The 25,695-nt window shown below is 30.5% G+C and carries 14 protein-coding genes; all 14 read right to left on the reverse strand.

All coding sequences use genetic code 11. The annotated features are described in order from the left end of the window. Positions 1 to 8: 8 nt before the first annotated feature. The 14 genes from Q0998_RS00895 to Q0998_RS00960 all read right to left on the reverse strand — a co-directional run bounded on the left by Q0998_RS00895 (position 9) and on the right by Q0998_RS00960 (position 25,632). Positions 9 to 1,148, reverse strand: a complete 1,140-nt coding sequence (locus Q0998_RS00895) for an endo-1,4-beta-xylanase (RefSeq protein WP_299664910.1) — start codon at positions 1,146 to 1,148, stop codon at positions 9 to 11. An 11-nt stretch (positions 1,149 to 1,159) separates the two neighbouring features. Continuing rightward, positions 1,160 to 2,128, reverse strand: coding sequence for a kelch repeat-containing protein (locus tag Q0998_RS00900; protein ID WP_299664913.1), 969 nt, complete (start codon positions 2,126 to 2,128; stop codon positions 1,160 to 1,162). Positions 2,129 to 2,379: 251 nt separating this feature from the next. Beyond that, positions 2,380 to 4,650, reverse strand: coding sequence for an endo-1,4-beta-xylanase (locus Q0998_RS00905; RefSeq protein ID WP_299664916.1), 2,271 nt, complete (start codon positions 4,648 to 4,650; stop codon positions 2,380 to 2,382). Between the two features lie 128 nt (positions 4,651 to 4,778). Further along, on the reverse strand, positions 4,779 to 5,831 hold the full coding sequence (locus tag Q0998_RS00910) for an aldose epimerase family protein (RefSeq protein WP_299664919.1): 1,053 nt from the start codon (positions 5,829 to 5,831) through the stop codon (positions 4,779 to 4,781). Continuing rightward, a complete protein-coding gene (locus Q0998_RS00915; protein WP_299664922.1) occupies positions 5,831 to 6,796 on the reverse strand; it encodes a glycoside hydrolase family 16 protein in 966 nt (321 codons plus the stop codon). The genes Q0998_RS00910 and Q0998_RS00915 overlap by 1 nt, the downstream gene beginning before the upstream one ends. Positions 6,797 to 6,802: 6 nt before the next feature. Next, complete coding sequence (locus Q0998_RS00920; protein WP_299664924.1) at positions 6,803 to 8,455, reverse strand: glycoside hydrolase family 43 protein; 1,653 nt, start codon at positions 8,453 to 8,455, stop codon at positions 6,803 to 6,805. Continuing rightward, complete coding sequence (locus Q0998_RS00925) at positions 8,455 to 9,420, reverse strand: Gfo/Idh/MocA family oxidoreductase (protein ID WP_366943581.1); 966 nt, start codon at positions 9,418 to 9,420, stop codon at positions 8,455 to 8,457. The genes Q0998_RS00920 and Q0998_RS00925 overlap by 1 nt, the downstream gene beginning before the upstream one ends. A gap of 82 nt (positions 9,421 to 9,502) precedes the next feature. Continuing rightward, complete coding sequence (locus tag Q0998_RS00930; protein ID WP_299664927.1) at positions 9,503 to 10,864, reverse strand: endo-1,4-beta-xylanase; 1,362 nt, start codon at positions 10,862 to 10,864, stop codon at positions 9,503 to 9,505. 30 nt (positions 10,865 to 10,894) lie between these two features. Next, positions 10,895 to 11,698, reverse strand: a complete 804-nt coding sequence (locus Q0998_RS00935) for a carbohydrate binding domain-containing protein (RefSeq protein WP_299664930.1) — start codon at positions 11,696 to 11,698, stop codon at positions 10,895 to 10,897. 169 nt (positions 11,699 to 11,867) lie between these two features. Next, the gene (locus tag Q0998_RS00940) at positions 11,868 to 15,185 is read right to left on the reverse strand and encodes a VCBS repeat-containing protein (protein WP_299664933.1); all 3,318 of its coding nucleotides are present in this window, start codon (positions 15,183 to 15,185) and stop codon (positions 11,868 to 11,870) included. Between the two features lie 15 nt (positions 15,186 to 15,200). Next, on the reverse strand, positions 15,201 to 18,473 hold the full coding sequence (locus Q0998_RS00945) for a VCBS repeat-containing protein (protein ID WP_299664935.1): 3,273 nt from the start codon (positions 18,471 to 18,473) through the stop codon (positions 15,201 to 15,203). Between the two features lie 84 nt (positions 18,474 to 18,557). Next, positions 18,558 to 20,048, reverse strand: coding sequence for a RagB/SusD family nutrient uptake outer membrane protein (locus Q0998_RS00950; protein WP_299664938.1), 1,491 nt, complete (start codon positions 20,046 to 20,048; stop codon positions 18,558 to 18,560). A 13-nt stretch (positions 20,049 to 20,061) separates the two neighbouring features. After that, on the reverse strand, positions 20,062 to 23,052 hold the full coding sequence (locus Q0998_RS00955) for a TonB-dependent receptor (protein ID WP_299664941.1): 2,991 nt from the start codon (positions 23,050 to 23,052) through the stop codon (positions 20,062 to 20,064). A 36-nt stretch (positions 23,053 to 23,088) separates the two neighbouring features. After that, positions 23,089 to 25,632 (reverse strand): glycoside hydrolase family 3 protein, encoded by a 2,544-nt coding sequence (locus Q0998_RS00960; protein WP_299664943.1) that lies wholly within the window; start codon positions 25,630 to 25,632, stop codon positions 23,089 to 23,091. Between the last annotated feature and the right edge of the window lie 63 nt (positions 25,633 to 25,695).

Genomic DNA, 25,695 nt, shown 5'->3' on the forward strand with positions numbered 1-25,695 from the left:
AAAAAGATTTATTTTTTTAAGGAAAGAACTTCTTGGTATACTTGTTTTGGATTGTTTTCTCGATCAAAAAGTAAAGGATAATTTGTTCTTCCTTTTATTGGCCAATTATTTAACCAAGATTGACCATCATTAACACCCCAAAATGTAACTCGTTCTATTTTATCTTTATGTTTTAAGAACAAGTTAAAGAGATCTTTGTAACGTTTCGAAATCTTTTCTTTTGCTTCTTGTGTTAATCCATCTGGATATGGATTGAATTTGGGGTCGTTTTCGTATTGTTCATAGCTTTGTTCTACTGCAGCTCCGTTTAATTCCCAAGGATTTGGTAAAACAGTAATATCTAATTCTGAAAAACTAACTTTTAAGCCCAATTTTGAATATGCAAGAATGCTATTTTCTATTTCTTCTATTGGTGGTCCTAAAAGACTGTAATGCCCTTGCATACCAATACCATCTATTTTTATTCCTTTTTCTTGAAAGTGTTTCACAATTCTAATTACCCCTTTTCTTTTTTCTGGTTTCCAAAGATTGTAATCATTATATATTAATTTTGCTGCTGGATCTGCTTTGGCTGCTAGTGTAAATGCCAAATCTAGATAACTTTCGTTTCCAAAAACTTTGTAAAAATGAGATTCTCTAGGAGTACCATCTTCATTTAAAGCTTCGTTTACAACATCCCAAGTATTAATTTTTCCTTTGTACCTGCCTGCAATTGTATTGATGTGTTTTTCAATCTGTTTCTCTAATTCTTTTTTATCTTTTATTTCACTAACCCAAGGAGCCAATTGACTGTGCCAAAGTAAGGTGTGCCCAATAATATGCATATTGTTTTTTTGCCCAAAGGCAACATAAGCATCTGCATTGTCAAAAAAATAGGTATTTTCTTCTGGATGAATTTGCTCCCATTTCATATCATTTTCTGGAGTAATGCTATTAAATTCTTTTTTTATCAAAGCAGTTTGTACAGGACTCATTTCTTTATATTGGTCTGTATTTAAAGCAGCACCAATTAAAAAATCGTCTTTAAACGTATTTTTTAAGGATACATTTGGTTCTGATTTTTCTTCTGCAACTTCTTTTTTAATTTCTTTACAACTTAAAAAGCAAATTATAAACAAGATTATAAATGCATTCATTCTTTTAATCATAATACTATCTTTTATTTGTAAACTTCTATGGATGTTAATTCTGGGCCTCCACCTTGATTTCCGCTTCCAGAAGCGATATAAATTTTATTTTCTAAAACAGTTCCGTTTGTACCATGTCTTCCATTAACTAAAGATGGTTTTTGTGTCCAGATTTTATCTTTCAAATTAAAACTAAACATTGTTTTATTGGTTTCTTTTTCTCCTGTTTCTCCTCCAAAATAATACAGTTCATTATTTAAAACCACTGCAGCACTTCCTGCAGCTGGATTTGGTAAGACTTCTTTAAAAGTATTCCACTTTTCGGTGTTGAAATCGTAATAATCTACAGAATTAATAATTGTTTCAAAAAAAGCTTGGAAATTATTTTCTTCGTGATAACTGGTATTTCTGCCACCTAAAGCTATTAAAGTATCGTCTAAAATTACGGCATTGCTATGGTCTCTTTTTGTTGGCGAATTTGGTAATACTTCCCAAGTATTATTTATAGGATCATAGACATCAAACATAAAATTTGTGCCATCTGTATGTCCGTTTTTAATACCATTAACAATGTAAATTTTATCTTTAAAAACGGTAACGCCAGCACCACCTCTTCTTCTTTCTTCTGGAATTTCGAAAACAGTTTGCCAAGTATTGCTTTGAGAATTAAATTTATAAACGTACTGCAAGGGGTTTTCGTCAGGATAATTACCTGTAAAACCTGAAACAATATATATACTATTGTTTAATGATACAGGAGTTATATGATTCATTTCAAGCGGAGGGCTTTTTAAAATTGTCCAAGTTCTATTTTTGATAGTATAACCTTCAACAGGTTTATCTCCTCTTCCTCCAATTAAATACAAGTCGTTTTTATGAGCAACAAAACCGCACTCATGTCTTGCAGTGCAATTATTTTCAGTATTTATAACTTGCCATACAGGTGATTTTTTACAACTGAATATGAAAAATAGTATAAAAATGTATTTAAAGTACTTCAATAAATTAACGTTTGGTTGTTAAAGAAAAAATCAAAAAGCTTGAAAATTTAATTTCTAAAATTACTTTTAATGGATAAAGCATTCTAAAAAAAATACGGCTTTCAATATCACAATTGTTGCGTTATTAGATTTAAATACGTTTTTGGTAGTGCATCACTAAAAGACATTAAAAATATTAATTAAACAAACAACTTAAGTTTTCTAAAGCTGTCTGTTTAATTATTTTTATAAAATTACAATATCAATATTTTTTATTTTTTTAAAAACTTTTCAATTACATCATTAATTCTTATAAAGTAAACACCACTCTTTAAATTACTGATATCTATAGTTATTATATCTATATTTGTCTCTTTAATATTTTTACTAATGACTACTTGTCCTAGTAAGTTGATGATCTTTAAGCTATTGTCTTTTTTATTTTTTACATTTATATTAATTGTAGAAGTTGCTGGATTTGGATAAATATTAAAAAGGTCTTTCTCAACAATACTGGAAGAGTTTTTCAACGTTTTAGTATTAACTTCATTTCTTGATGATGTATTTGCGTCAATTAGATCAAAAATTTGATTTGCATTATTACTATTTTTACTCCAAAGATGAACTGTATTATTACCTTCCCAAATATCTAAAGCACTAGCTTGGTCGTGTTTTGGTATAAACTGGAAACTATTGTTTACTTTCACAGCTTTCCATATTAAATTATTTCCACTACCATTCCAGTTTGTAGTCGCCACTAAACTACCATTGCCTGTTTGAGGATATGGTACTTCTAATCTACTGGAATTATAAGCAACGTTACTAATCTCATACTCATCTCTACCCAAATGAGTGAAATTCCATTTTGCAGAATTAGAATTTGTATTGTACACACTATTTGTGCTACCAACAGCATTTGTAGCATTTATAAAAAGATTAGAACTCGATTTTTTTATAAAATAAATTCCATTATTTATAAGTTGAGAAGGCAATCCTATAACATCTATATTATTATTAAATTTATTGTCTAATTTTGTTGACCAAGAGCCATTATCATTTGTAATAAATACTTGGAACTGATATTCATCATTGGCAACAGGAACATTACTTGGTATATTTATAGTTGTATTTATTGAACCAGATCCAGCTGAAACGTCTGTTTTCACTGTTGCATAAGTTGTCCAAGGAGAGGTATCCTTTTGAAAAATCACAACTACATCTCGATCTTGAGAAGCGGAATAATTTATACTTACATTTATACTAGCACCAGGATTTACTGATTCAGGAGTAGTAATTGAGCTAATTTTGTCTTGATTTTGGTTTAAAGACTGTAAAGCACCTAAAACACCGTAATAAGCTTCTTTTCTTGTATAAGTATCATCTCCCCAATGCAAAGTTGGGTGATGGCATCCTGTAAAACCATTAACAGATTGCATATCTCTGGTAATCCAAGTATCTTGAATATTATCAGACATCCCCCAAACTACAAAAGTATCGCAGTTAGGTTGTTCTAATGCCATTTTTACATAACTATAATAAAAATTTTGTTGCTTTGTTCTTTGTGCTTGAGAAGGATCATTAGGATTGTTGGCCGAAAAACCACAAATTCTAAAATCTGTTTCTGTGATTGCCACCTGAATTCCAATATTGTCTAAACGCTCTATATTTTCTTTGATTGAAGAAATAAAGTTTGAGTTATCGTAATTAGATAACGTAAAGTGAGACTGAAAACCGACACCATCTATTGGTGAGCCCCAAGTTTTGAAATTTGAAACCATCTGATACATGAAATCTGCTTTTGTTTGTCCCTTTTGCTCAATACTATAATCATTATAAAACAATTTTACACTTGCTGGTGCTGCATTTCTAGCCCAACTAAACAGACTTGTAAAAAAATAATCAAAACCAATATTACCATTATCGTTGGCTTGGGTATTTACTTTTCTGTACCAAACATCTGTACCAGATCCATCTTCATAAACTTCCCTATATTTTGCAGACTGATCACTTATAGCTTCATTTAAAACATCCCATTCAGTAACAAAATCATCAGTAGCACCAATTACCGCTCTTATGTAAGATTCAGAAAAATCATAAATATTTTGTGCAGTCCAGTTACCAACTTCATTTTTAAACCAGTCTGGCAAACTTGTTTGATTAAACCAAATAAGTGCGTGCCCTCTAACTTTTGTTAAACCAGATCTTGCATTGACAAAATTTCTGATATTTGTTATTGCTGAATTATTTAAATCACTTTCTTTAATATCAAAAGGGTTTACAGGCCTATTGAATAATAAAGATTTCATTTTAAGCTGATTCTCGGGTACAAAAGTGTTGTACTCGTTTGTAAATAAGTCATTTTGAGCATTTTTTCTTGTAGTATTACTAATTGTGCCTTGTATTAGCGCATCACTACCAATGTTCCCTACAAAAACATTATTTTGATTGGCAACACTTTTTAAAGTTTGAGATGTTATGCTAAAGCTAACAGAAACTAAAATTAAAACACATAAGCTCTTGAAATACGTAGTTATTTTATTCATTATTTTACAATTTTAAATTAATATTTAATAAAACTACAATTGTATTTCAATTTTAAGTATCATAAATAAATCATATAATACTAATACTGTTGTGTTTATACTAAAAATGAATAAAATAATTTTAAAAATTATGACTCTTTAAGAATTCCAAACTTATAAATAGTTGTGGAACTAAATTCTTCGTTTGGAGACACTAATGTTGAAGGAAAATTTGATTGATTTGGACTATTGGGAAAATGTTGCGTTTCTAAACAAAAGGCACTTCGTTTCTTATAAATATTATCATTTTTACCAGAAATATTATCTAAATGATTACCAGAATAAAATTGAATACCTGGTGCTGTTGTAAAAACTTCCAAAGTTCTTTTGGTTGTTTCATCTATAACTTTAGCTGCAAAACCAAACGCTGCATTATTCAAAACAAAGTTATGATCGAAACCACAACCTAACTCCAATTGTTTGTGATATTTATGAAAATTTTCTTTTATTGTTTTTTGAGTTCTAAAATCGAACGGAGTATTTGCTACTTCCTCAAAATTACCTAATGGAATCATTTTATCATTTACAGGTAAAAAATGGTCTGCATTTATTTGAAAAGAATGTTCTGTAATTGTTTTTTTTAAATCACCTGATAAATTAAAATAAGAATGGTTGGTTAAGTTTATAAAAGTTGTAGCATCAGAAACTGCAGTATAATCTATCTCTAATTCATTCTCATCTGTTAAATTATAAACAACTTTTACCTCTAAATTACCAGGGAATCCTTGATCTAAATGTTTAGAAAAATGCGTTAATTCTAAAGTTGATTCAGATGTCTGTTTAGCATTCCAAACAATTCTATGAAATCCCTTATTACCAGAATGTAGTACTTGTTCTCCTTCATTTTTATCTAATAAAAACTTTTTACCATGAATGCTAATCTTACTATTTGCAATTCTATTCGCATATCTGCCAATAATAGCTCCAAAAAAATGGTCTGGGTTTTCGATATACTCTTTTATAGTATCATAACCCAATACTATATCTTCTAGATTACCTTTTTTATCCGGAGTAAAAAGATTTACAATTCGCCCACCGTAATTAGTGATTTGTGTTGTAAAACCAGACTTGTTTTTTAGAGTAAACAATTCTATTTTTAAATCTTCAAATCCAAAAGTAAATTTTTTAGAATCTATTAGCATTAGTTCTTTTCAAATACTTTTATATAATCGATAATTAAATACGTAGGGTATTGAGAAGCAATAGGTGCCACTGGCAAATTACCACCAACAGACAAATTCATTATAAAGAAAAACTCATCGTTAAAAGGATAAGGTTCTCCATTTGTATTGTTTGGTGTAAAAGTTTTATATTCTTCATTATTTACCAACCAAGTAATTTTATCTTCTTCCCAAATAATTGAAAAAACATAATAAATTTCATCAAAATTCTCACCTGTTGTTGTGTAGTAAGTAGAGTTAAACTGATGTTTACTTAAATCTCTTCCAAAATGTGCTGTCCCGAACATTTTATTTTGAGATTCACCTAAATATTCCATAATATCAATTTCGCCTCCACTTGGCCATTTATCTGCAGGATTTGTAATGTCGTAGTCTTTATTTATCAACCATAAAGCTACCCAAGAACCAGTTGCAGAAGGCATACTAGCTCTAATATCTATTCGCCCATATTTAATTTCAAACTTATTGTCTGTATGAATTCTTGTTGAGGTGTATTGAGAAGAAGAAATGCTTTCTCTTTTAGCTTCTATAACTAAATTACCGTCCACAAAGGAATGATTTTTATCTGTATAATATTGTAATTCATTATTTCCCCAGCCACACAAATTAGGACAACCAGTTCCTGTATGAAAACTCCATTTATCTGTATCTATTTCACTGGTAAAATCGTCACTCCAAACCAAACTGTAATTTGGATAAGATTCTGGAGAAGTATAACCAGCTGATGGTATTGTTGGTCCAGTAGCACTTTGACAGCCATTACAAGAAGAACCTCCACAATCTACACCAGTTTCGTCTCCATTTTTAATGCCATCTGTACAAGAGGCAGTTACAGGAATAATTACAGATTTATCTTCGTCTGAAGAAGTGCAAGAGGTTATTAGAAAAGAGAATAATACTACTGATGTGATAACTAATTTTTTCATTTGTCTTTATTTTTTATTTTCATTTTTGAACCAATCAAAAACAGCTTTATTATTACTTTTTCCACCAGATGAAGTAGTGTACATCGCATAAATGGTACCTACGAAGCCACCTGACTTTTTTGTGCTTAAAAAAGTAGCATCAACATTTTCTTTTAATAACAACCAGTCTGTACGATTTAAAGCATATAAAAAGTCATAATATTTACCTTTAGCTTGAATTTTAAATGATAAACTATCTGTTTCTAAAATAGATTTAGATGCAATTTCTTCTGTACTATTTTCGGTTGATTTTAATAGCTGAACAATAGGTTTATTATTTCGAATACTTTTACACAAATAATAATAATGCTTGTCGTTCTGAAAAGCAATTAAGCCTGCTTTTTCATTTTCTGATGTTGCTTTAAAGGATAATTTTGTAGCTGCATAGCCAAACAAATGCTTTTGTCTATACCCAATAAAACTTGGGTTCGATTTACCAGAAGTAGTTTCTGGTCTAGTATTTATAGTTAATTTTCCATCTGAAATTGAATACCATTTTTTTAAAGGTGTTCTTAAAAATAGCCAATCAAAACCGAGTTTTTTATCATTAAAATTATCTTGAAATGATTTATTAATTGCACTTGAAATCGTAGTTTTTGAATCGACTACTATGGTGTACTTCTTTTTTACAACATCACCTTGTAAGTCAAATACTGGCCAATCATTTATCCATTTTATAGGAGCCATAAACGTTTCTCTTCCTGTATTAAAATGATCATTATTATCATAAGGTCTACATCCTAAAAAAACACCCCACCAATTGCCATATTTATCTTCTATTATATCTGCATGTCCAACAGATGTTATTGGATTTTCTCTATCTTCGTTTAAATCTCTTTGGGTTAAAATCGGGTTATTTTCATAACTTTTGTAAGGACCTAAAATATGTTTACTCCTAAAAACTACTTCAGAATGATGTTCTGCAGTGCCACCTTCTGCAGCCATTAAATAGTAATAACCGTTTCTGTTATAAACATGGGGTCCTTCTATCCATATTGGTTTATCTTCTGGTTTTGCTCCTTTGTCAATAATTATTTTGGCTTCACCAATAGTGTTGTTTGTTTTAGCGTCAAATTCTATAATTTTAATAGTTCTGTGTCCATCATATTCTGGTGTATTATTAGGAGGATTACTATTAAAAACAATATAACTTTTACCATCATTATCGAAAAACAAGGACGGATCTATACCTTCGACTTTTGGCAACCAAATCGGGTTAGACCAAGGACCCGCGGGATTTGTTGCTTGAATTACAAAATTATTTTTTCCATCAACAATTGTATTCACAATATAAAAAATACCTTTATGATGCGTAATTGCCGGAGCAAATACACCTCTAGAAACATCTAAACCTTCTAATTCCAATTGTTCTGGTCTGTCTAGAGCATTGCCTATTTGTTTCCAATTTACTAAATCATCACTTTTAAAAACAGGGATTCCAGGGAAATAGGCAAAAGTTGAGTTTATCAAATAATAGGTATCTGCTACTTTACAAATACTTGGATCTGGATAAAACCCTTTTAAAATTGGATTTGAAAAAGTAGTTTTTTTTGTAGTTTCTATTTTAGAGCATCCTAATGCTAATAATGAAAATAGTAATATGTAGATTGTTCTTGCCATTAGTATTCTAAACCTATTAAACTTCTCAATTTATCTAACGTTTTAATTAATGTTTTAGAAAATTGGAAAGACATTATTTCACTTTCTTTTTTATCTTCTCTCAATAATTGATTGAAGTGTAAAATCTCATAATAGTAGCCATAACCTTTGTATGGAATGTATTCGGTTACTGTTGTATTATTTTTTGAGATTGTTAAAGAAGTGGGTTGATGAAATCGTGTATTCATTTGAACTACTCCTTCCTGGAAAGTAAATATTGCTAAAGAATCTGTTTCTTTTAGAAAAGTACTTTTTAAAATAGCACTAGCATTTTGATAGTTAAAAACCATATTGCATTCAGCATCTGCACCAGTTCCATAAAAAGTTGCATTAGCTTTGATACTTTCAGGTTCTCCTAAAGTAGATAATGCAGCAAAAACTGGATAAATTCCTATATCTAATAAGCTGCCTCCTCCAATTTCTTTTTTTAAAAATCTACTTTCTAAATCGTTTGTTGCCTTAAAACCAAAGTCTGCTTTTAATTTTAATAGACTACCTAAATATTGATTTTTTACTACATCTAATAAATAAGTATAATGCGGTAAAAAATATGTCCATAAGGCCTCCATTAGAAGTACATTGTTTTCTTTTGCTACTTTAATCATTTCATCAACTTCTTTTGCATTAATAGCAAAAGGTTTTTCACATAAAACTGCTTTTCTGTGTTTTAAACACAATATAGAATGTTCTTTATGAAAAGAGTGTGGGGTTGCAATATATACAGCTTGTACATTTGAATCACTTGCTAAATCAGCATAAGAACTGTAAGCTTTATTTACACTATATTTAGAAGCAAATTCTTTTGATTTAGATTTACTCCTAGATGCTACAGCAACTAATTCTGCACCTTTAACAAGGGCTAAATCTTGAGCAAACTTATGGGCAATATTACCTAGACCAATGATACCCCAATTTATCTTTTCCAATATTCTGTAATTAAAAAACAGCTAAATCTAATATTTGATCTAGCTGTTGATTCAGCAATTATTAATTCAAATTATACAGTTATTATTCTAATCCTTCTAAAAATCCATCGTAAGCAGGTTTTTTATTGTAGTTATCATCATACATTAATGGCCAGTCTATATGACCCCAAAAATTTAACAACCAAGATTCATTATCTCTTACACCCCAAACCGTTAATGCATATTTATTATCTAAAGGAATTGAATTATAAATTTTTACTACTTCCTTAAACTTTGCTTTTTGAGCATTAGCTCTATCACCTGTCAAAACTGTTTGATCGTTATTAGGATTTGCTCTAATGTCTAATTCTGAAAAATGTAATATTTTTCCTCTTGAAACTGTACCATCAGCTACTGCTTGAATATTAGATGCCGATGGACCATTATATGAGATATGCATTTGAGCACCAACTCCGTCAATTAAATCTCCTAAACTATCAACTATATTAAACATTGCCGCTCTTTTAGTTGGACTAGAAGCCATATTATAATCGTTATAAAATAACAAACAATCTGGATCTGCATCTCTTGCCCATTGAAAACACTTTTTAATATAGTCATCTCCCATTTTTTGTCTAAAAACAGAGTTTCTTAATGGATGACCACTACCATCCTCTAAAGCTTCATTTACTACATCCCAAGAAGCCACTTTACCTTTGTATCTAGTAACAGTTGTGGTGATATAATCTTTAACCATAGCTTCAAATTCAGCATCTGTTCCAGAATAATTTTCAACCCAATCAGGTGTTGCATTGTGCCATATTAAAGCATGCCCATGAACATTTATTCCATTATTAACACCAAAATTTACAATGGCATCTGCTGCAGAGAAATTATAATTACCTTCTGAAGGATACATTTGATCCATTTTCATTTCATATTCAGACGTTATGGTTGAAAATGTACTTTTTAAAAGATCAGTGTGCTGACCTCCAGCATTTATTCTGGATGCTCTTGTAATGTTACCTACAAGAAAAGTAGTTGCTGCATCTTTTAAAATTGCAGAATTTGTTGAGCCACAAACACCATTAGGGCAGATACCACCTGCTGTATTGTCTACAATTACAGTTTTTTCATCTACGGTTAATCCTGCAGCATTGGTAACAATTAATCTAACAGAATAAGTACCATCATTATCAAACCTTACTTCTTCTATTCCTGGTTGATCTAAAACTAAACTTCCACCTTGTCCAAAATCCCACTCACTTGTAAAATCTCCAGTACCTGTAGTTTTATTATCTAATAACAAAACATTTTGATCTGTTGAAGATATTGACATTTCAAATTTAGCCTGTATTTTTGTAGGTGGTATTACAATAACTCCTTCTGCTTCTTCCTCTTTTTCACATGATATGAATAATAAGAATAAAGGTAGTATTTTAAAGAATCTTAAGAATTTAGTCATTTTTGTATTTATAAATTAAACTGTTTTTAATTATTTTGCTACTACTCGAATATCATCTACGTAAAAAGTACCTGCAGAAGCACCAAGATCTAAAACTATGGTTGTAGAATCAACTAATGCAGTAAATTCTTGACTGTATTCTGTCCAGTCTGAACCTGTAGTAATATCTGCCATATAAGATTCGTTACCAAGATTTGCATTTGTAGAAGCACGAACGATTACTGGATCACCTTTTACCCAAAAAGAAACGACATAAGTTGTTCCTACAGTTGTAGCAATTGCATCACTTACAAATTGGGTTCTCCATTGTTCTCCTGGATTATCATTTGGATTAGTAACTTTTAGAGATCTTAACCCATTTCTAAAAATAGTTGTTTCTTCACTCATAGTGGCTCCTGAACCATTGTCGAATTTATTCCAATTGGTAAAATTATCTCCACTTCCTTCTTCTAGTCCTCCATTTAGCACAATACCGCTATCGAATGCTGTAAAAACAGGGACAACAGTAACAGAAATTGACTTAGAGGTTTGCAAATAACCATCATCTCCTAACATTGTTAAAGTTACAATCTTATTTCCACTCTTTGAGTACTCGTAAGTCACAGTTCCTTCGTTATGCGCTGCTGCCTTATCACCAGCTATATCAAATTCAAAAACGCTAAAAAACTCTCCTTTGTTCGGTGTTGTATTTTCAAAAAGATAAATTCCAGAATTATCTGGCGAGACAGTTGCAGTAAAAGTCGGTTGCACTAACTCTGGTGGAGTTTCACTTTCTTCACAAGATATGAAAGCTGTAACTAACAACAAAAGACTTAAAAATTTAGTGATCTTCATAATTATAATATTTTTAAAATGTTCTTTAATTTAGGAAGATAAAATTATAGATAGTACAGGATTTGAAAGATAAAAAATGATGCGTTTTGTGAAAAAATTGTAGCTTTTTAACTTTTTTCTTGCTATTGCAATGAATTTTTAAAAAAAATCAGAAAAAACAAACTAGTCTTTATTGTTTTTTAATGTAGCGAGCATCATCATTATTTTTAACAATAATTACATAATTTGAATCCTTTTTTGTGATTACTTGCATCGCTTTTACATCTCCTGAAGCAAAAAAACCCGATTCTTTACGTGATAAAACTTTAAAAGTTCCATCTCCATTTCCTTGTAAATAATTTCCATAGCTGGCATCGTTTCTAGGAGTTTCTACTTCTGAAGTATGCAAATTACCTGCCAGTAAAACATCTAAATTGCCATCATTATTAAAGTCATTAACAATAATTTCATTTATACTTGAAATTTGCGTTTCTCTTGGTAATTGATGCATTATGAACTTTCCGTTTTTATTTTCTAAATAGACACTTGCAAATGATTTTACTTGATAATGTAAGGCAGATTCTAGAGCTTCATCAGAAAAAACATCTATTAGGGTAGCTTCTGAAAAGCTTTCGTAATTTTCAAACTTCTTTTTAATGCCAGGTATTTGTTGCGAAGAACATTCTCTACCTCTTACAGGATATTGTTTCCCTTCATTATAGTAACTTAACACAATGTCTTGTTTTTTATTTTTATCGAAATCGTTCACATAAATATCAAAAGTTTCGTTTTGGTTTGCTTGGTATTTGTAGTTTAAACCATTATTACCCACCATAAAATCAATATCTCCATCATTGTCAAAATCTCCTTTATTGATACTCCACCACCAACCTGTAGAATTTTTATCTAAACCTACAGTTTTAGAAATATCTGAAAATCCATTTTTCCTATTCTTAAAGACTTTTATGGGCATCCATTCTCCCACTACAATAATATCATTTAAATTGTCATTATTAATATCTGTAACTACAGCTGATGTAGCCATTCCTAAATCTTGAAAAGGTTTTGTAAATTCTTTTGAAAAAAATTCAAATTTTGCTTTTCCGTTTGAACTTACATTCTTCAACAAATAAGTGGTTGCAGGCAAAGGATATTGCCCAGGAATTTGGCGACCTAAAACCAATAAATCTTGTTTTCCATCATTATCAAAATCTGCATTATACACTTTAGATCCGCTAGATAAGAATTGTGGTAAAGTTCCTTTTTTTGCTTTTGAAAAATTTCCTTTTCCATCATTAATATACAATCTGTCTTGTAATAATTCTGATTTTTTATCAAACTCATAACCACCACTTACTACATACAAATCGTTATCGCCATCATTATCCGCATCAAAAATTAATGCGCCTAAATCTTCACTTTCTTTATCTTGATTTAGAAAATTTGTATTTTGTTCTTCAAATCCTGATTTTGTTTGATAAAATAAAGTGCCCGTTTTTCCTTTTGATCCTCCAATAAAATAATCGTCTAAACCATCATTATTTAAATCGCCAACAACCAAAGCTGGCCCTAAAGAAGACATTTTGTGAGGCAATAACACCTGTGTTGCAAAATCGTCGTGTTTATTTTCTTGGTGTTTGTGTTTTGGGAAAATTGTGTTTTCTGTTACAAATAATTTTTTGTCTTCTTTTTTATTTTTAATTACTGGTTTTGTTGCATCATCATACTTAAAAACAATACTTTTATTGGCTTCAACATTATTTAAAATTTGTGTATTTCCATTTTGCCAAACCACTTTTACTTCATCAATTTTTGTGGTTTTTGCTAATCCGAAATGCATTTCTGGTGCTACAGAAGATTGAAAACCTCTTGTTAAGGTTAGTTCTTGCATTTGGGTTTTATCTTCAGTTTTAACATAGACACGATTTCCTAGTCCAAATTTATTATTAGAACTTCCTTCAAATCGAACCTTTAAAAAGTTACTTTTTTCAGAAGATTTATTTTCAAAAACAGCAGCATAATCATCTATATTATTAGTAATAATTTCTAAATCACCATCATTATCTAAATCTGCATATACAGCTCCATTTGAAAATCCTTTAAATTCAATTCCCAATTTTTTGTTGGCTTTTTCAAAGTTTAAGTTTCCATTATTTTTAAATATAAAGTTGTCTATTTTTTCTGATGGAATTTTTAAACTCATCTCCAAAGACTTTTCCCTACCAACATTTTCTTCTTCTAACTTTTTAAAATAATCTCTATTATTTACTTCTCTTCTTGTTCCGTTTGTTATGAAAATATCTTTGAGTCCATCATTATCAAAATCTGCCATTAAAGGTCCCCAACTCCAATCTGTAGAAGAGGTTCCTGTAATTCTAGAAACATTAGAAAAATAAGGAATTCCGTCTTCAAAAACTCCAGAATTGACCTGAAAACAATTTTGCATATATTGATAATGAAAACCTGCGTTTACAACACTCCAAAACAAATCTGGATTCATACTTGCCATATTTGCTTTTTGTCTTCGGTTGCTTTTAGCATCCATATCTACTTGAAAAATATCTAGATTCCCATCATTATTAAAATCGGCAATATCAACTCCCATTCCGTAAAATGCAGTGTGTGCTGTTGCTTCTTTTACCACTTCTTTAAACGTGCCGTTTTTTTGATTGATATACATAAAATCAGGAGAACTAAAATCGTTAGAAATATATAAATCTTGCCAACCATCATTATTTAAATCGCCAACTGTTGCGCTTAAAGACAATGCAAAACTTTTTAAACCAGCTTCATTGGTCACATTTGTAAATGTATTTCCATCATTTCTGTATAAATGGTCAGACTCTTGGTCTTTTACATTTTTCATTCTCATTTGATATACAAACGCTGGCGAGCTAAATTTTAAAGGCGGATAATTTGCCACATACACATCTAAATCGCCATCATTATCATAATCAAAAAAAGTAGCATTTACACTATTTCCTGTATCTGCTAAACCAAACTTTGCTGCTTGTTCTGTAAACGTATTGTCTTTATTATTGATGAATAACTGATTCTTCTTATCTCCAAATTTTCCAGAAACGGAACAATAAATATCTAAAAAACCGTCGTTATTCACATCTGCCATAGTAACTCCTGTTTGCCAATCTTTACTACCAGAAACACCAGATTTTTCTGTAATATCTTCAAATTTTAAATTTCCTTTATTTAAGTATAATTTATTGGAAACTTGATTTCCTGTAAAATACAAATCTAGTAAACCATCATTATTAATATCGCCCACAGCAACACCACCACCCATATAAATATAGGAATAGGTAAAGTAGTTCAGTGAATCGTTTTCAGTAAGAATGTTTTGAAAATCGATATTTGTATCATTAAAATTTAACTGTTTAAAAATTTTATTCTCTTCAATTTCTAGTTCATTTTTTGTTTCAGTATTTTGATTACAAGAATTTAATAACATTCCAAAAAGGAATAATAGAATAAGTTTTGTGTTGTTTTTCATATAAAAAAACTTAAATTATTTTTTAAAAATACTTAATTCAGCATCATTATTAGCTACTATAAAATAAATATTATTTCCGATTTTTAGCTTCTTATTTTTTTTTGCATTTTTAGCATTGTAAAAGCCTAAATCTTTATACGGAACTAAATTTCCTTCTTTTGTACCTGCTAAAATGTATCCAATATTTGCATCGTATCTTATGGTTTCTACTTCTGATTCGTGAATTGCGCCAACACCAACTACATCTAACAAACCATCATTATTAACATCCGTAATTTCAAAACTTTGAGTTGGGCCTAATTGTGCTGAATTTGGTAATTTTTGAATTGTAAATGCTTGATTCCCCTTATTTTTAATTAGCATAGAACTAAAGTTATGCACTTCTTTATGATAAGAATCCTCTAAAGCTTTATCGCCATAAATATCAATTAATGTACTGTTTGCAAACTCTTTATACGTTTTTGTTTTTGCACTAATAAAACTATTTTGTTGGGTAGAACATTCTTTACCTCTTACAGGCACTAAATTTCCTTTATATTCTTTGCTCAATACCATATCAAAAGTTTCATTTTCATCAAAATTATTGGCGTAAATATGTAAGGGTTTTTCTTTGGAGGGATGAAATTTATTATTATTTCCTAAATTTCCTACTACATAATCTTTATTGCCATCATTGTCTACATCTATTTCAGCAATGGTATTATACCAACCATTTGTATTCTCAAAATCAGTTGTTATCGATTTTTCAAAATTGCCATTATCATTGATAAATAAAGTGATGGGAAACCAATGACCAACTACAAATAAATCTTTGTCTCCATCATTATCAACATCACTAAACAAAAAATCTTTTACAATGCCAATTTCTGATAAATCGTTACAAACTGTAGTTGTTGTCTCTTTAAAAACACCTTTTTTATTCTCTAAAATATACGATTTTCCTGACAATGGATATTTTCCAGATAATGAAGAAGCGCCGATAAATAAATCTTCATCTCCATCATTATCATAATCAAAAGCTTTTACAACGTTTGTTGCATTCAAGTTTTTTGGTAAATTTTTACTTTTAGAAAAAACACCTTTTCCGTTATTTATGTACAATCTATCTTGAGAATACTTATTTTTTTCTGAAACTTCATAATTACTACTTACTACATACAAATCAAGATCTCCGTCTTTATCAGCATCAAAAAATAGCGCATTAATATCTTCGTAATTTTTATCTTTTTCAAGTAATTTTTGTTTAGATTTTACAAAACTACCTGTTGCATTTTGAAGGTATATTTCTGATACTTGATTTCTTGCACCACCCACAAAAAAGTCTTCAAAACCGTCACTATTAATATCTGCGACAGCAAGTGCTGGTCCTTTTTGTGACAATTTTTGTGGTAATAAAACTTGTTTCGAAAAGTCATTAAAGTCGTTTTCTTTATGAATAAAATCAATTCCTAATCTTTTAGGATCAACAGATTTTATATTTCTATTTACATTTTGTTTTATTGGTTGAGTTTTATATGCATCATTTATATTTAAAACCAGTGTTTGGTTTGTTTTTACGTTTTCTAATTTTGTAACCAAACCATTGTGCCAAATTACCTCGACAGTATTTATATATTCTTGCTTTTTTAATCCGAAATTTAAAATATTTGTTACGGATGATAAATAACCTCGTGAAGTGTATAGTTCTTGATATTGATTGCCTTTATCTGTATAAATTTTAACTTTTGAACCTATAGCATTTCTATTTTTTTTATCACCAATCAACTTCAATTTTAAGAAATTATTGGTTGAATTGTTTCTATAAATACTTGCCAAATCGGACATGTTGTTAAGGATTAAATCTAAATCGCCATCATTGTCTAAATCTGCATACGCAATTCCGTTTGAATTTATTTTTTTGTCAAATCCCCATTTTTTTGAAACATCGTCAAAGGTTAAATCGGAATTATTTTTATAGATATAATTTGCTATTTTTTCTGATGGTATCATGTCAATAACTTCCATTTTAGTCATAGAAACATTATTGTCTAAATTTTCTTTTATTTTTCTTGCATAATCTTGATTTGCAAAGTTGCGTTCAATTCCATTTGTAACTACAATGTCTTTATGTCCATCATTATCAAAATCTGCCATTAATGTTGCCCAACTCCAATCTGTTTTTGCGACGTTAGCCAACTGCCCAATATCGCTTAAAGAACCATTTCCATTATTCAATTGCAACATATTAGACATATAAGGATAGTGATATTTTGCATTCACTATTTTTTGAAAACCTTCTGTATTCATAGAAGGCATATTTTCTTTGCTTCTAATATGGTCTTGTGCAGACATTTCTAAAACCATTAAATCTGGTAGAAAATCATTGTTTATATCTGCAACATCAGAACCCATACTATTGTAAGAAATATGATTGAGTCTTGTGTTAATTTGATTGGAAAAAGTACCATTTCTTTTGTTGATATATAAAAAATCTGGAATAATATAATCGTTTGCTACATAAATATCTGGCCAACCATCATTATTAAAATCGCCAATGGAAGCGCTTAAACCCCAAGCACTATTTGCAATCCCTGATGTTAGTGTAACATCAGTAAATTTGTTTCCATCATTCCTAAATAAATGATCTGATGTTTGCGGATTTAATTGTTGACTTCCTATCTTTTCTAAACGCAAGGTGTTTTTAAAATCTACTCTATGATTTACCAAATACATATCTAAATCGCCATCATTATCGTAATCAAAGAAATACGATTGCATTGAAAAAGCATCAGAATCTAATCCCCATTTTTGGGCTTCTTCTTTGAATGTATTGTTTTTTTGATTGATAAAAAGTTTGTTTTTTCTGAACGCATTATCATTTAGTGAAGCCGATTTACAAACATAAATATCTTGCCAGCCGTCGTTATTTATATCTATAATAGAAACACCTGTAGACCATCCTTCTTTGTCTTCTACTTTTGCTGATGAAGTAATATCATCAAAAGTAAAATTACCTTTATTTAAATATAATTTATTAGCATTTTGGTTAGAAATAAAGTAAACATCTTCCAAACCATCATTATTAAAATCTGCAGTTGCTACACCACCGCCTGCGAGAGCATATGTATAGTTTAAACAATTAAAATTGTTAGTTTGTGTTACTAAATTTACAAAATCTACATTTGATTTATTATTAGAAACAAGTGTAAATTTCTCTTTTGATATTCGCTCTTTTTTAATTTTCTTCTTACAAGAAATAACCACAAAAACCAAAAAGAATATAATTAAATATTTAGTAGAATGTTGCATATTTTAAAAAATGAGAAAAACAGCGCATTCATAAGAATACACTGTTTTAATCCATTAACTCAAATTATTAAATTTTATTCATCATTAGAAACCAGGGTTTTGGTCTGCAACTGTTACATTAGAATTGGTTGCAATTTCTCTATCTGGTATTGGCCAAAGTTCGTTTTTACCCACTTGAAAATTAGTACCAGATAATGCGGTTGATGCGATGCCCCATCTTAAAATATCGTCAAAACGAACTTGCTCGCCACTTAATTCTACTTTTCTTTCTTGAACAATAGCATCAAAAACTTGTTGTTTAGATAAAGGTGGTGTTAAAGGTATACCATTTAAACCTGCTCTTAATCTTACTCTATTAATAAAACCTATAGCATCTGATTGTGTTCTAACTTCATTAGCACATTCTGCCATCATCAACAAAACATCTGCATAACGAATTACTTTTGCATTAATTCCAGATTCTTCTACTTCACTTGTTTGTTTGTAATAATTTTGGTATTTTTTCCAAGCTGCAGGTCTTATGTTTCCACCATTTTCAGCAAAATCTGCACTTACAAATGTGTTATTTCCATTATTATATGTATCACCTACAAAGTAAAAAGATCCTTTTAATCTTTTATCTCCAGATTCAAAAGAAGATACTAAATCATCTGATGGATACACGTTAAACCAATTTAATACGCCATAATCTTGACCTCTAAACGTAGCATGATTTTGGCCTTGACCGCCAACAGCTCCTCCCCATTTATCGCCAGTACCCAAACTTAAGTCGTATTGTACTTCCCAAACAGATTCAATACCATGTTCTGTTTCTTCTTTAAAGTTATCGAAATATTCATTTTCTAAATTATAACCATTCATTTTCTCAAATGAAGTTAAAGCTTCTGCATACCTTTTTTCATATAATAATACTTTTCCTAAAAAAGCTTGTGCTGCACCTTTTGTTGCTCTACCAGTCTCTTCATTAGATTTTTCAAATAAATTAGCAGAAGCAAATTCTAAATCTTCAATAATAAGATTTATTACATCTGCTCTTGGACTTATTGGTTGTGGTTCAGGATTAAAATCTTCTACCCTTAACGGAATATTGCCAAATCTATTTACCAATAACCAGTAATACTGTGCTCTCAAGAATCTTGCTTCCCCATAAAACTTATTTCTTACACTACTAGATAGTAAATCTTCTGGTATAGCATCGATTGTAGATTTATAACCAAGAACAAAATTAGCTTTATTAATACCTCTATAACAAGAATCCCAATAATCAGCAATTTGTGCATTTGTAGAATCAAAAGAAAAGTCTGCAAAGGTAACCTTATCTGCTTCTTGCTGTCCGTTACCAGATTGCTCATGGGACATATTGTCCATCATATACCAAATTAATCTGCCATACAGCGCTACTGTTTGGAGGTTGGAATAAGCTGCATTTACAGCTGCTTGCACTTGAGCCTCGTTAGCGAAAAAAGTTTCTGGTGTTATTTGGTTTGGATTTTCTAAATCTAGACCTTCCTCTGAACAGGAGTTAAAAGTTAGCAAACCTATAAAAAATACAATTATTAATTTATTTGTTTTCATAAAATTAAATTTTTTAAAATGATACTTGAAGCCCTAATAAAAAAGACTTTGGTTGTGGATATCTACCTCTGTCGATACCAAATTCTTGATTACCTTGACCTATCTCTGGGTCTAAACCTGAATAATTAGTGATTGTAATAAGATTTTGTGTACTTACATACAACCTTAATTTCGATAAATAATCGCCTATAATCTTTTCGTTATCAATAGTATAACCCAAACTAATATTTTTAAATCTCAAAAAAGAACCATCTTCTATATATCTATCTGAAATTTGATGGTTTTGTGGAGCACCTGGAACTCTTGGTTGTGTTGTAGATTGGTTTGAAGGTGTCCAACTATCTAATAATACAGTACTACCATTAAATAATCTATTGGCACCAGCTTCTAGGTCATATTTATTTGTGTTATAGATATCTACCCCTTGTACACCATTGATAAATAAATTAGCATCCCAATTTTTATAATTAGCCGTTAAATTTAAACCATAAGTAAAATCTGGATAAGGGTCTGCTAGTTTTGTTCTGTCTTCTGAATTGATCGTACCATCTCCATTTAAATCTTTATATCTAACATCTCCTGGCTGCACAGTAGTTTGACCTGGATTTGCCGTAAAAACCGCATCAACCTCTGCTTGATTTTGATAAATGCCATCACTTACCAAACCAAAAAAGTAATATGCTGCTTCACCTTCTGTTACTTGATTTATAAAACCAATATTATCTTTCATTTGGGCTCCATCAATTTTATCTACCCCTAAATTTTGTACTTCATTGATACTACTACCAATATTGAAGTTTGCAGACCAAGTAAAATCTCCATCATAATCGTTATATCCTAGTATTACTTCAAATCCTTTTGTTTCTAACTCTCCAATATTTCTAGTGATTCCTCCGCTTGGATTTCCTGAAGAAAGTTCAGTCGGTACAAATAATAGTAGATTATTACTCTTGTTTTGAAAATATTCTAAAGTACCTGTAAATTTATTATCAAACAAACCAAAGTCTAAACCAATATTCATCATACTAATTTCTTCCCATTGTAAATCTGGATTTGAAGGTGAACCTTGAGTGATACCTGGTCCATTACCACCTCCTATAGGATATTCATAATTCCCTCCAAGAGTAGCAAAATAGGCATAATCTCCAATATTTGCATTTCCTGTTTCACCATAACTAGCTCTTAATTTTAAATTATTAAATGGGCTATCTTTCATAAAGTTTTCTTTCGATATAACCCAACCCAAAGATCCAGAACTAAAATGACCCCATCTATTATTTGGCCCAAACCTAGATGATGCATCTGCTCTGTGGGAAGCAGATACTATATATTTACCATCATAGTTGTAATTTATTCTTCCTAAATAACTTAACCAACCTGTTTCACTAGAGCCACTTCCAATAGATTGGTTTGTTGGCCCAAACTGCTCTAACTCACTACTCACTAAATTTCTTGCACTACCTCCAAAATTTGTAGATTTAGAATCATTTTTTTCTGAAAGCACTAAAACATCTAAATTATGAACATCATTAAATGTTTTATTATACTCTAAACTATTGGTTAAAATAATTGTTTGTCCTTGAGAATGACTTCTACCATAAGAGGTAAAGTCTTGAGCGTGCGTAGAACTACCAAGAACACTGTCATCTGAATAAGGAGTAGTAAAGTTTTTACCATCAAAGGTAAAATAATCCAGGCCTACTTGAGATTTAAATTTTAAACCTTCTAGTAACTCATATTCCAAATATACATTACCAATGATACTTAATGTTTTATTAAGAGCTTGAGGATGCGTTTGTACTCTCACTGGGTTTTCTGCATCTTGACCGTCAGCTGATGATGAAGGCCCTTGAAAACCACCAACATTATTAGGGTTATATACAGGTAAATATGGAGCTGATTTAATTGCATGTGTAATTAATGTTCTTCCACCGCCTTGTAGTTCAGGTTTTTGCTCTCCAAAAGAAACTGCCATAGATTCTCCAACTTTCAAATTTCCTAAAGTAACTGAACTATTTGCTCTAAAAGAATAACGCTCAAAACCTGTGTTTATAATAGTACCTTCTTGACTTAAATATTCTGCGGAAAAAAATTGCTGACTCTTCTGTGAACCTGCTGAATAACTAACATTGTAATTTTCCATGTAGCCATTCTGAAAAATTTCATCTTGCCAATTGGTATTGTTTTGGTACAATTCTAATGGTCTATTCGGAAAAACACCAAGATTAGCAGCGTGTTGCAAATATTGTACTGTATTCATTACTGGATATCTTTTTGTAAAAGTCTGGAAACCTGAATAGGTATTAAAAGAAATCTTTGCTTTACCAGATTTACCTTTTTTAGTTGTTACTATAACCACACCATTTGCTCCACGAGCACCATATATTGCTGCTGTCGAAGCGTCTTTAAGAATCGATACAGTTTCAATATCGTTTGGACTTATTCCAGATAAATTACCTACTATTACACCATCAATGACATATAATGGAGCGTTATTACCAAGTGTTCCTAAACCTCTGATAAGTACTAAAGGATTAGAACCAGGAGAACCATTGTTTAAAATTGTAACACCAGCTGCTCTTCCTTGAAGTGCAGACTCTGCATTAGTTACTGGTAATACTGAAATTTCTTCTGATTTTACTGTAGAAATTGCACCAGTTACAGAGGCTCTGCTTTGAGAACCATAACCGACAACTACAATTTCATCTAATGCTTCTGCTGAATCTGCTAAAACAACATTTATGGTAGATTGATTACCTACAGGAATAGTTTGAGTTTCTGACCCTAGATATGCAAAAATTAATTGATCTGTAGGTTTTACATTATCTAATGTAAAAAGCCCGTCAAAATCTGTTTCAGTTCCTCTTTGGGTTCCCTTTATAAGTATACTTACGCCAGGTAATAATTCTCCTGAAGTATTTTTCACAGATCCTTTTACTGTTTTGGATTGCGAAAGTATACTCTGAGAACAAATCATAAGCAATGCTATAATTGCGATTTTCATTTTTATCATTTTGAGTAATTTAAATTAATTGATTTGTTATTGTACTTCTATTTTTGCTGTTAATATATTTTTTCCTAATAATGACGATTTCAAAATTGGTTGATTACCTCCAATGCTAACTTCTATTGTACCAGATTCTATTACTTTTTTTCCTTCTTCTGATATTCTCGCATATGTATTAGCAGAAATTTCAAATTTTATGGTTTTAATTTCATTTAATTTTATGAATACTTTTTTAAAATCAACAAGAGTTCGTATTGGATTATTGTCTATTTCATTATTCTTGTGAGTTATATATACTTGAATGACTTCTTCTCCTGAGTATTTACTATTGTTTTTTATATCAACAGAAATCTTAATATCATTATTCTTTGCAATTTTATCTGCAATCTTTAAATTAGAATATTCAAAATTTGAATAGCTTAAGCCGTGACCAAAAGGGAATAATGGTTCTCCTTTAAAATATCTATACGTTCGGTTTTCCATGTTATAATTTTTAAAATCTGGTAAATCGTTTACAGATTTATAAAAAGTTACAGGTAGTTTTCCTGACGGATTATAATCCCCAAAAAGAATATCAGCAATTGCTCTTCCACCAAATTCTCCTGGATACCAAGCTTCTAAAATTGCTGAAATATTTTTTGCAGTCCAATTAATAGCCAATGCACTTCCGTTCATTAAGACAACCACTGTTGGTTTCCCTAATTTCTGAATGGCTTTTACCAGTACAAGTTGCGATTTTGGTAATGTAATATCTGAACGATCGCCTTTATCAAAACCTTCAATAACAACTGGCATTTCTTCACCTTCAATTTCTGGTGATAAGCCCAGACATAAAATAACAACTTCAGATTTTTTAGCAGCTTCAATTGCTGGTGATAGCAAATCTGAATTTAACTTTGCCCATACCAAATGTGCTTGTGGGTCTGAAAGGGTGTTGCTATAATCAATTCTAATTTTATATGGTTTTTTTGCAGTTAACTTTACATCAAAATAGGCTAGTTTTGGCTCAAAATCTGCGTTATATTCAAATTGTAAAGAATCATTTAAATACAATTTTGCATAACTACTTGCTTTTAAACCAATTCGATATTCTCCAGTTTCTTGAGGTACAATTTCTCCAGACCATTTTACCGAAAATGCATCTGATTTTAAATTGTCTATAGGTCTTTTAGGCGTCCATATAAAATCAATAATTTCATCCTCTCTTTGTAAAGTAGGTTCTCCTTTAAATGTATTATTGTTAAAATATTCGGCTTTTAATCCAATAACTTTACCATTTCTTAATACCTCTTTAGGAATTGCTGTTAAAGTTGGCCACTCTTTTGCAATATTTGAGCCCAAAGCATAATTAATTTGTGTATTTGGTAACTTTTCTTGTAATCCTTTTAAAGGTGTTATAAAATTAAGAGGAGTTCCGTGATAATTTCCTAACAAGGATTGTTTAGAATCTGCATTTGGACCAATAATGGCAATTGATTTAATTTCTTTACTTAAAGGCAAAACGTTATTGTCATTTTTTAACAATACCATAGATTCTTTTGCTATTTGCTCTGATAATTTGTAATGCTTTTCGCTTGCTACAACAGAATATGGTATTTTGGACCATCCCACTTTATTTTGATCATCAAACATTCCTAATTTAAAACGCGCCTCAAATAATCTTGTTAAAGCAATATCTAATTCTTTTTCATCGATTAAATCTTTTAGCACAGCTTCATTTAAATTAGGATCATAAACACTACCACAGTTTAAATCTGTGCCACTTTTTACTGCTAAAGCACTTGCTTCTTCTGGAGTATTTACAACTCCATGTTTATCTTTTTGCCAAAAGTCTGTTATAGCCCAACAATCTGACACAACATATCCTTTAAATTGCCAATCTTCTCTTAATATTTTTTGAAGTAATACATCACTCCCACAACAAGGTTTATCATTATATCGATTATAGGCACACATTACAGAATGTACTTTAGCTTCTTTTACAGCAGCTTCAAAAGCAGGTAAATAGGTTTCGTATAAGTCTTTTTTAGTTGTTACGTAATTATCTTGATGTCTTGATTTTTCTGGACCACTATGCACAGCAAAATGTTTTGCTGTAGCTATAACTTTTAGATATTTCTCATTATCACCTTGCAAACCTTTTATATAGTTAACGCCAATTCTACTAGTTAATAAAGGGTCTTCTCCATAAGTTTCTTGACCTCTTCCCCATCTTGGATCTCTAAATATATTAATATTTGGCGTCCAAAAAGTAAGTCCTTGACTCATACTTCTTTTATCTTCACTAATAAATTTGTGGTACTTGGCTCTCGCTTCATCAGAAACCACAGTTCCCATTTCAAAAATTAATTCTGGATTCCAAGTTGCCCCCATTCCAATTGCTTGCGGAAAAACAGTTGCTTCACCTGCTCTTGCCACTCCATGCAAACATTCGTTCCACCAATTATATTGAGGAATGTTTAATCTTTCTACTGCAGGAGCATCGTATCTCATTTGAGAAACTTTCTCTTTTAAAGTCATTTGACTTATTAAATCTGCAACTCTTTCTTTATTAGTTAAAGATTGATTTTCAAACATGTAATTATAAGTATCTTTATTACACGCAAAAAATATCAATAGCAATAAACAGAACATGCTATG

The sequence above is a fragment of the uncultured Polaribacter sp. genome, assembly GCF_947501385.1.
In the GTDB taxonomy this organism is placed as follows: domain Bacteria; phylum Bacteroidota; class Bacteroidia; order Flavobacteriales; family Flavobacteriaceae; genus Polaribacter.

Excerpts from the sequence above, each read along its gene's own strand:
- Q0998_RS00895 (WP_299664910.1), bottom strand. The coding sequence starts at position 1,148 with ATGATTAAAAGAATGAATGCATTTATAATCTTGTTTATAATTTGCTTT.
- Q0998_RS00905 (WP_299664916.1), bottom strand. The coding sequence starts at position 4,650 with ATGAATAAAATAACTACGTATTTCAAGAGCTTATGTGTTTTAATTTTA.
- Q0998_RS00910 (WP_299664919.1), bottom strand. The coding sequence starts at position 5,831 with ATGCTAATAGATTCTAAAAAATTTACTTTTGGATTTGAAGATTTAAAA.
- Q0998_RS00915 (WP_299664922.1), bottom strand. The coding sequence starts at position 6,796 with ATGAAAAAATTAGTTATCACATCAGTAGTATTATTCTCTTTTCTAATA.
- Q0998_RS00920 (WP_299664924.1), bottom strand. The coding sequence starts at position 8,455 with ATGGCAAGAACAATCTACATATTACTATTTTCATTATTAGCATTAGGA.
- Q0998_RS00930 (WP_299664927.1), bottom strand. The coding sequence starts at position 10,864 with ATGACTAAATTCTTAAGATTCTTTAAAATACTACCTTTATTCTTATTA.
- Q0998_RS00935 (WP_299664930.1), bottom strand. The coding sequence starts at position 11,698 with ATGAAGATCACTAAATTTTTAAGTCTTTTGTTGTTAGTTACAGCTTTC.
- Q0998_RS00940 (WP_299664933.1), bottom strand. The coding sequence starts at position 15,185 with ATGAAAAACAACACAAAACTTATTCTATTATTCCTTTTTGGAATGTTA.
- Q0998_RS00945 (WP_299664935.1), bottom strand. The coding sequence starts at position 18,473 with ATGCAACATTCTACTAAATATTTAATTATATTCTTTTTGGTTTTTGTG.
- Q0998_RS00950 (WP_299664938.1), bottom strand. The coding sequence starts at position 20,048 with ATGAAAACAAATAAATTAATAATTGTATTTTTTATAGGTTTGCTAACT.
- Q0998_RS00955 (WP_299664941.1), bottom strand. The coding sequence starts at position 23,052 with ATGAAAATCGCAATTATAGCATTGCTTATGATTTGTTCTCAGAGTATA.
- Q0998_RS00960 (WP_299664943.1), bottom strand. The coding sequence starts at position 25,632 with ATGTTTGAAAATCAATCTTTAACTAATAAAGAAAGAGTTGCAGATTTA.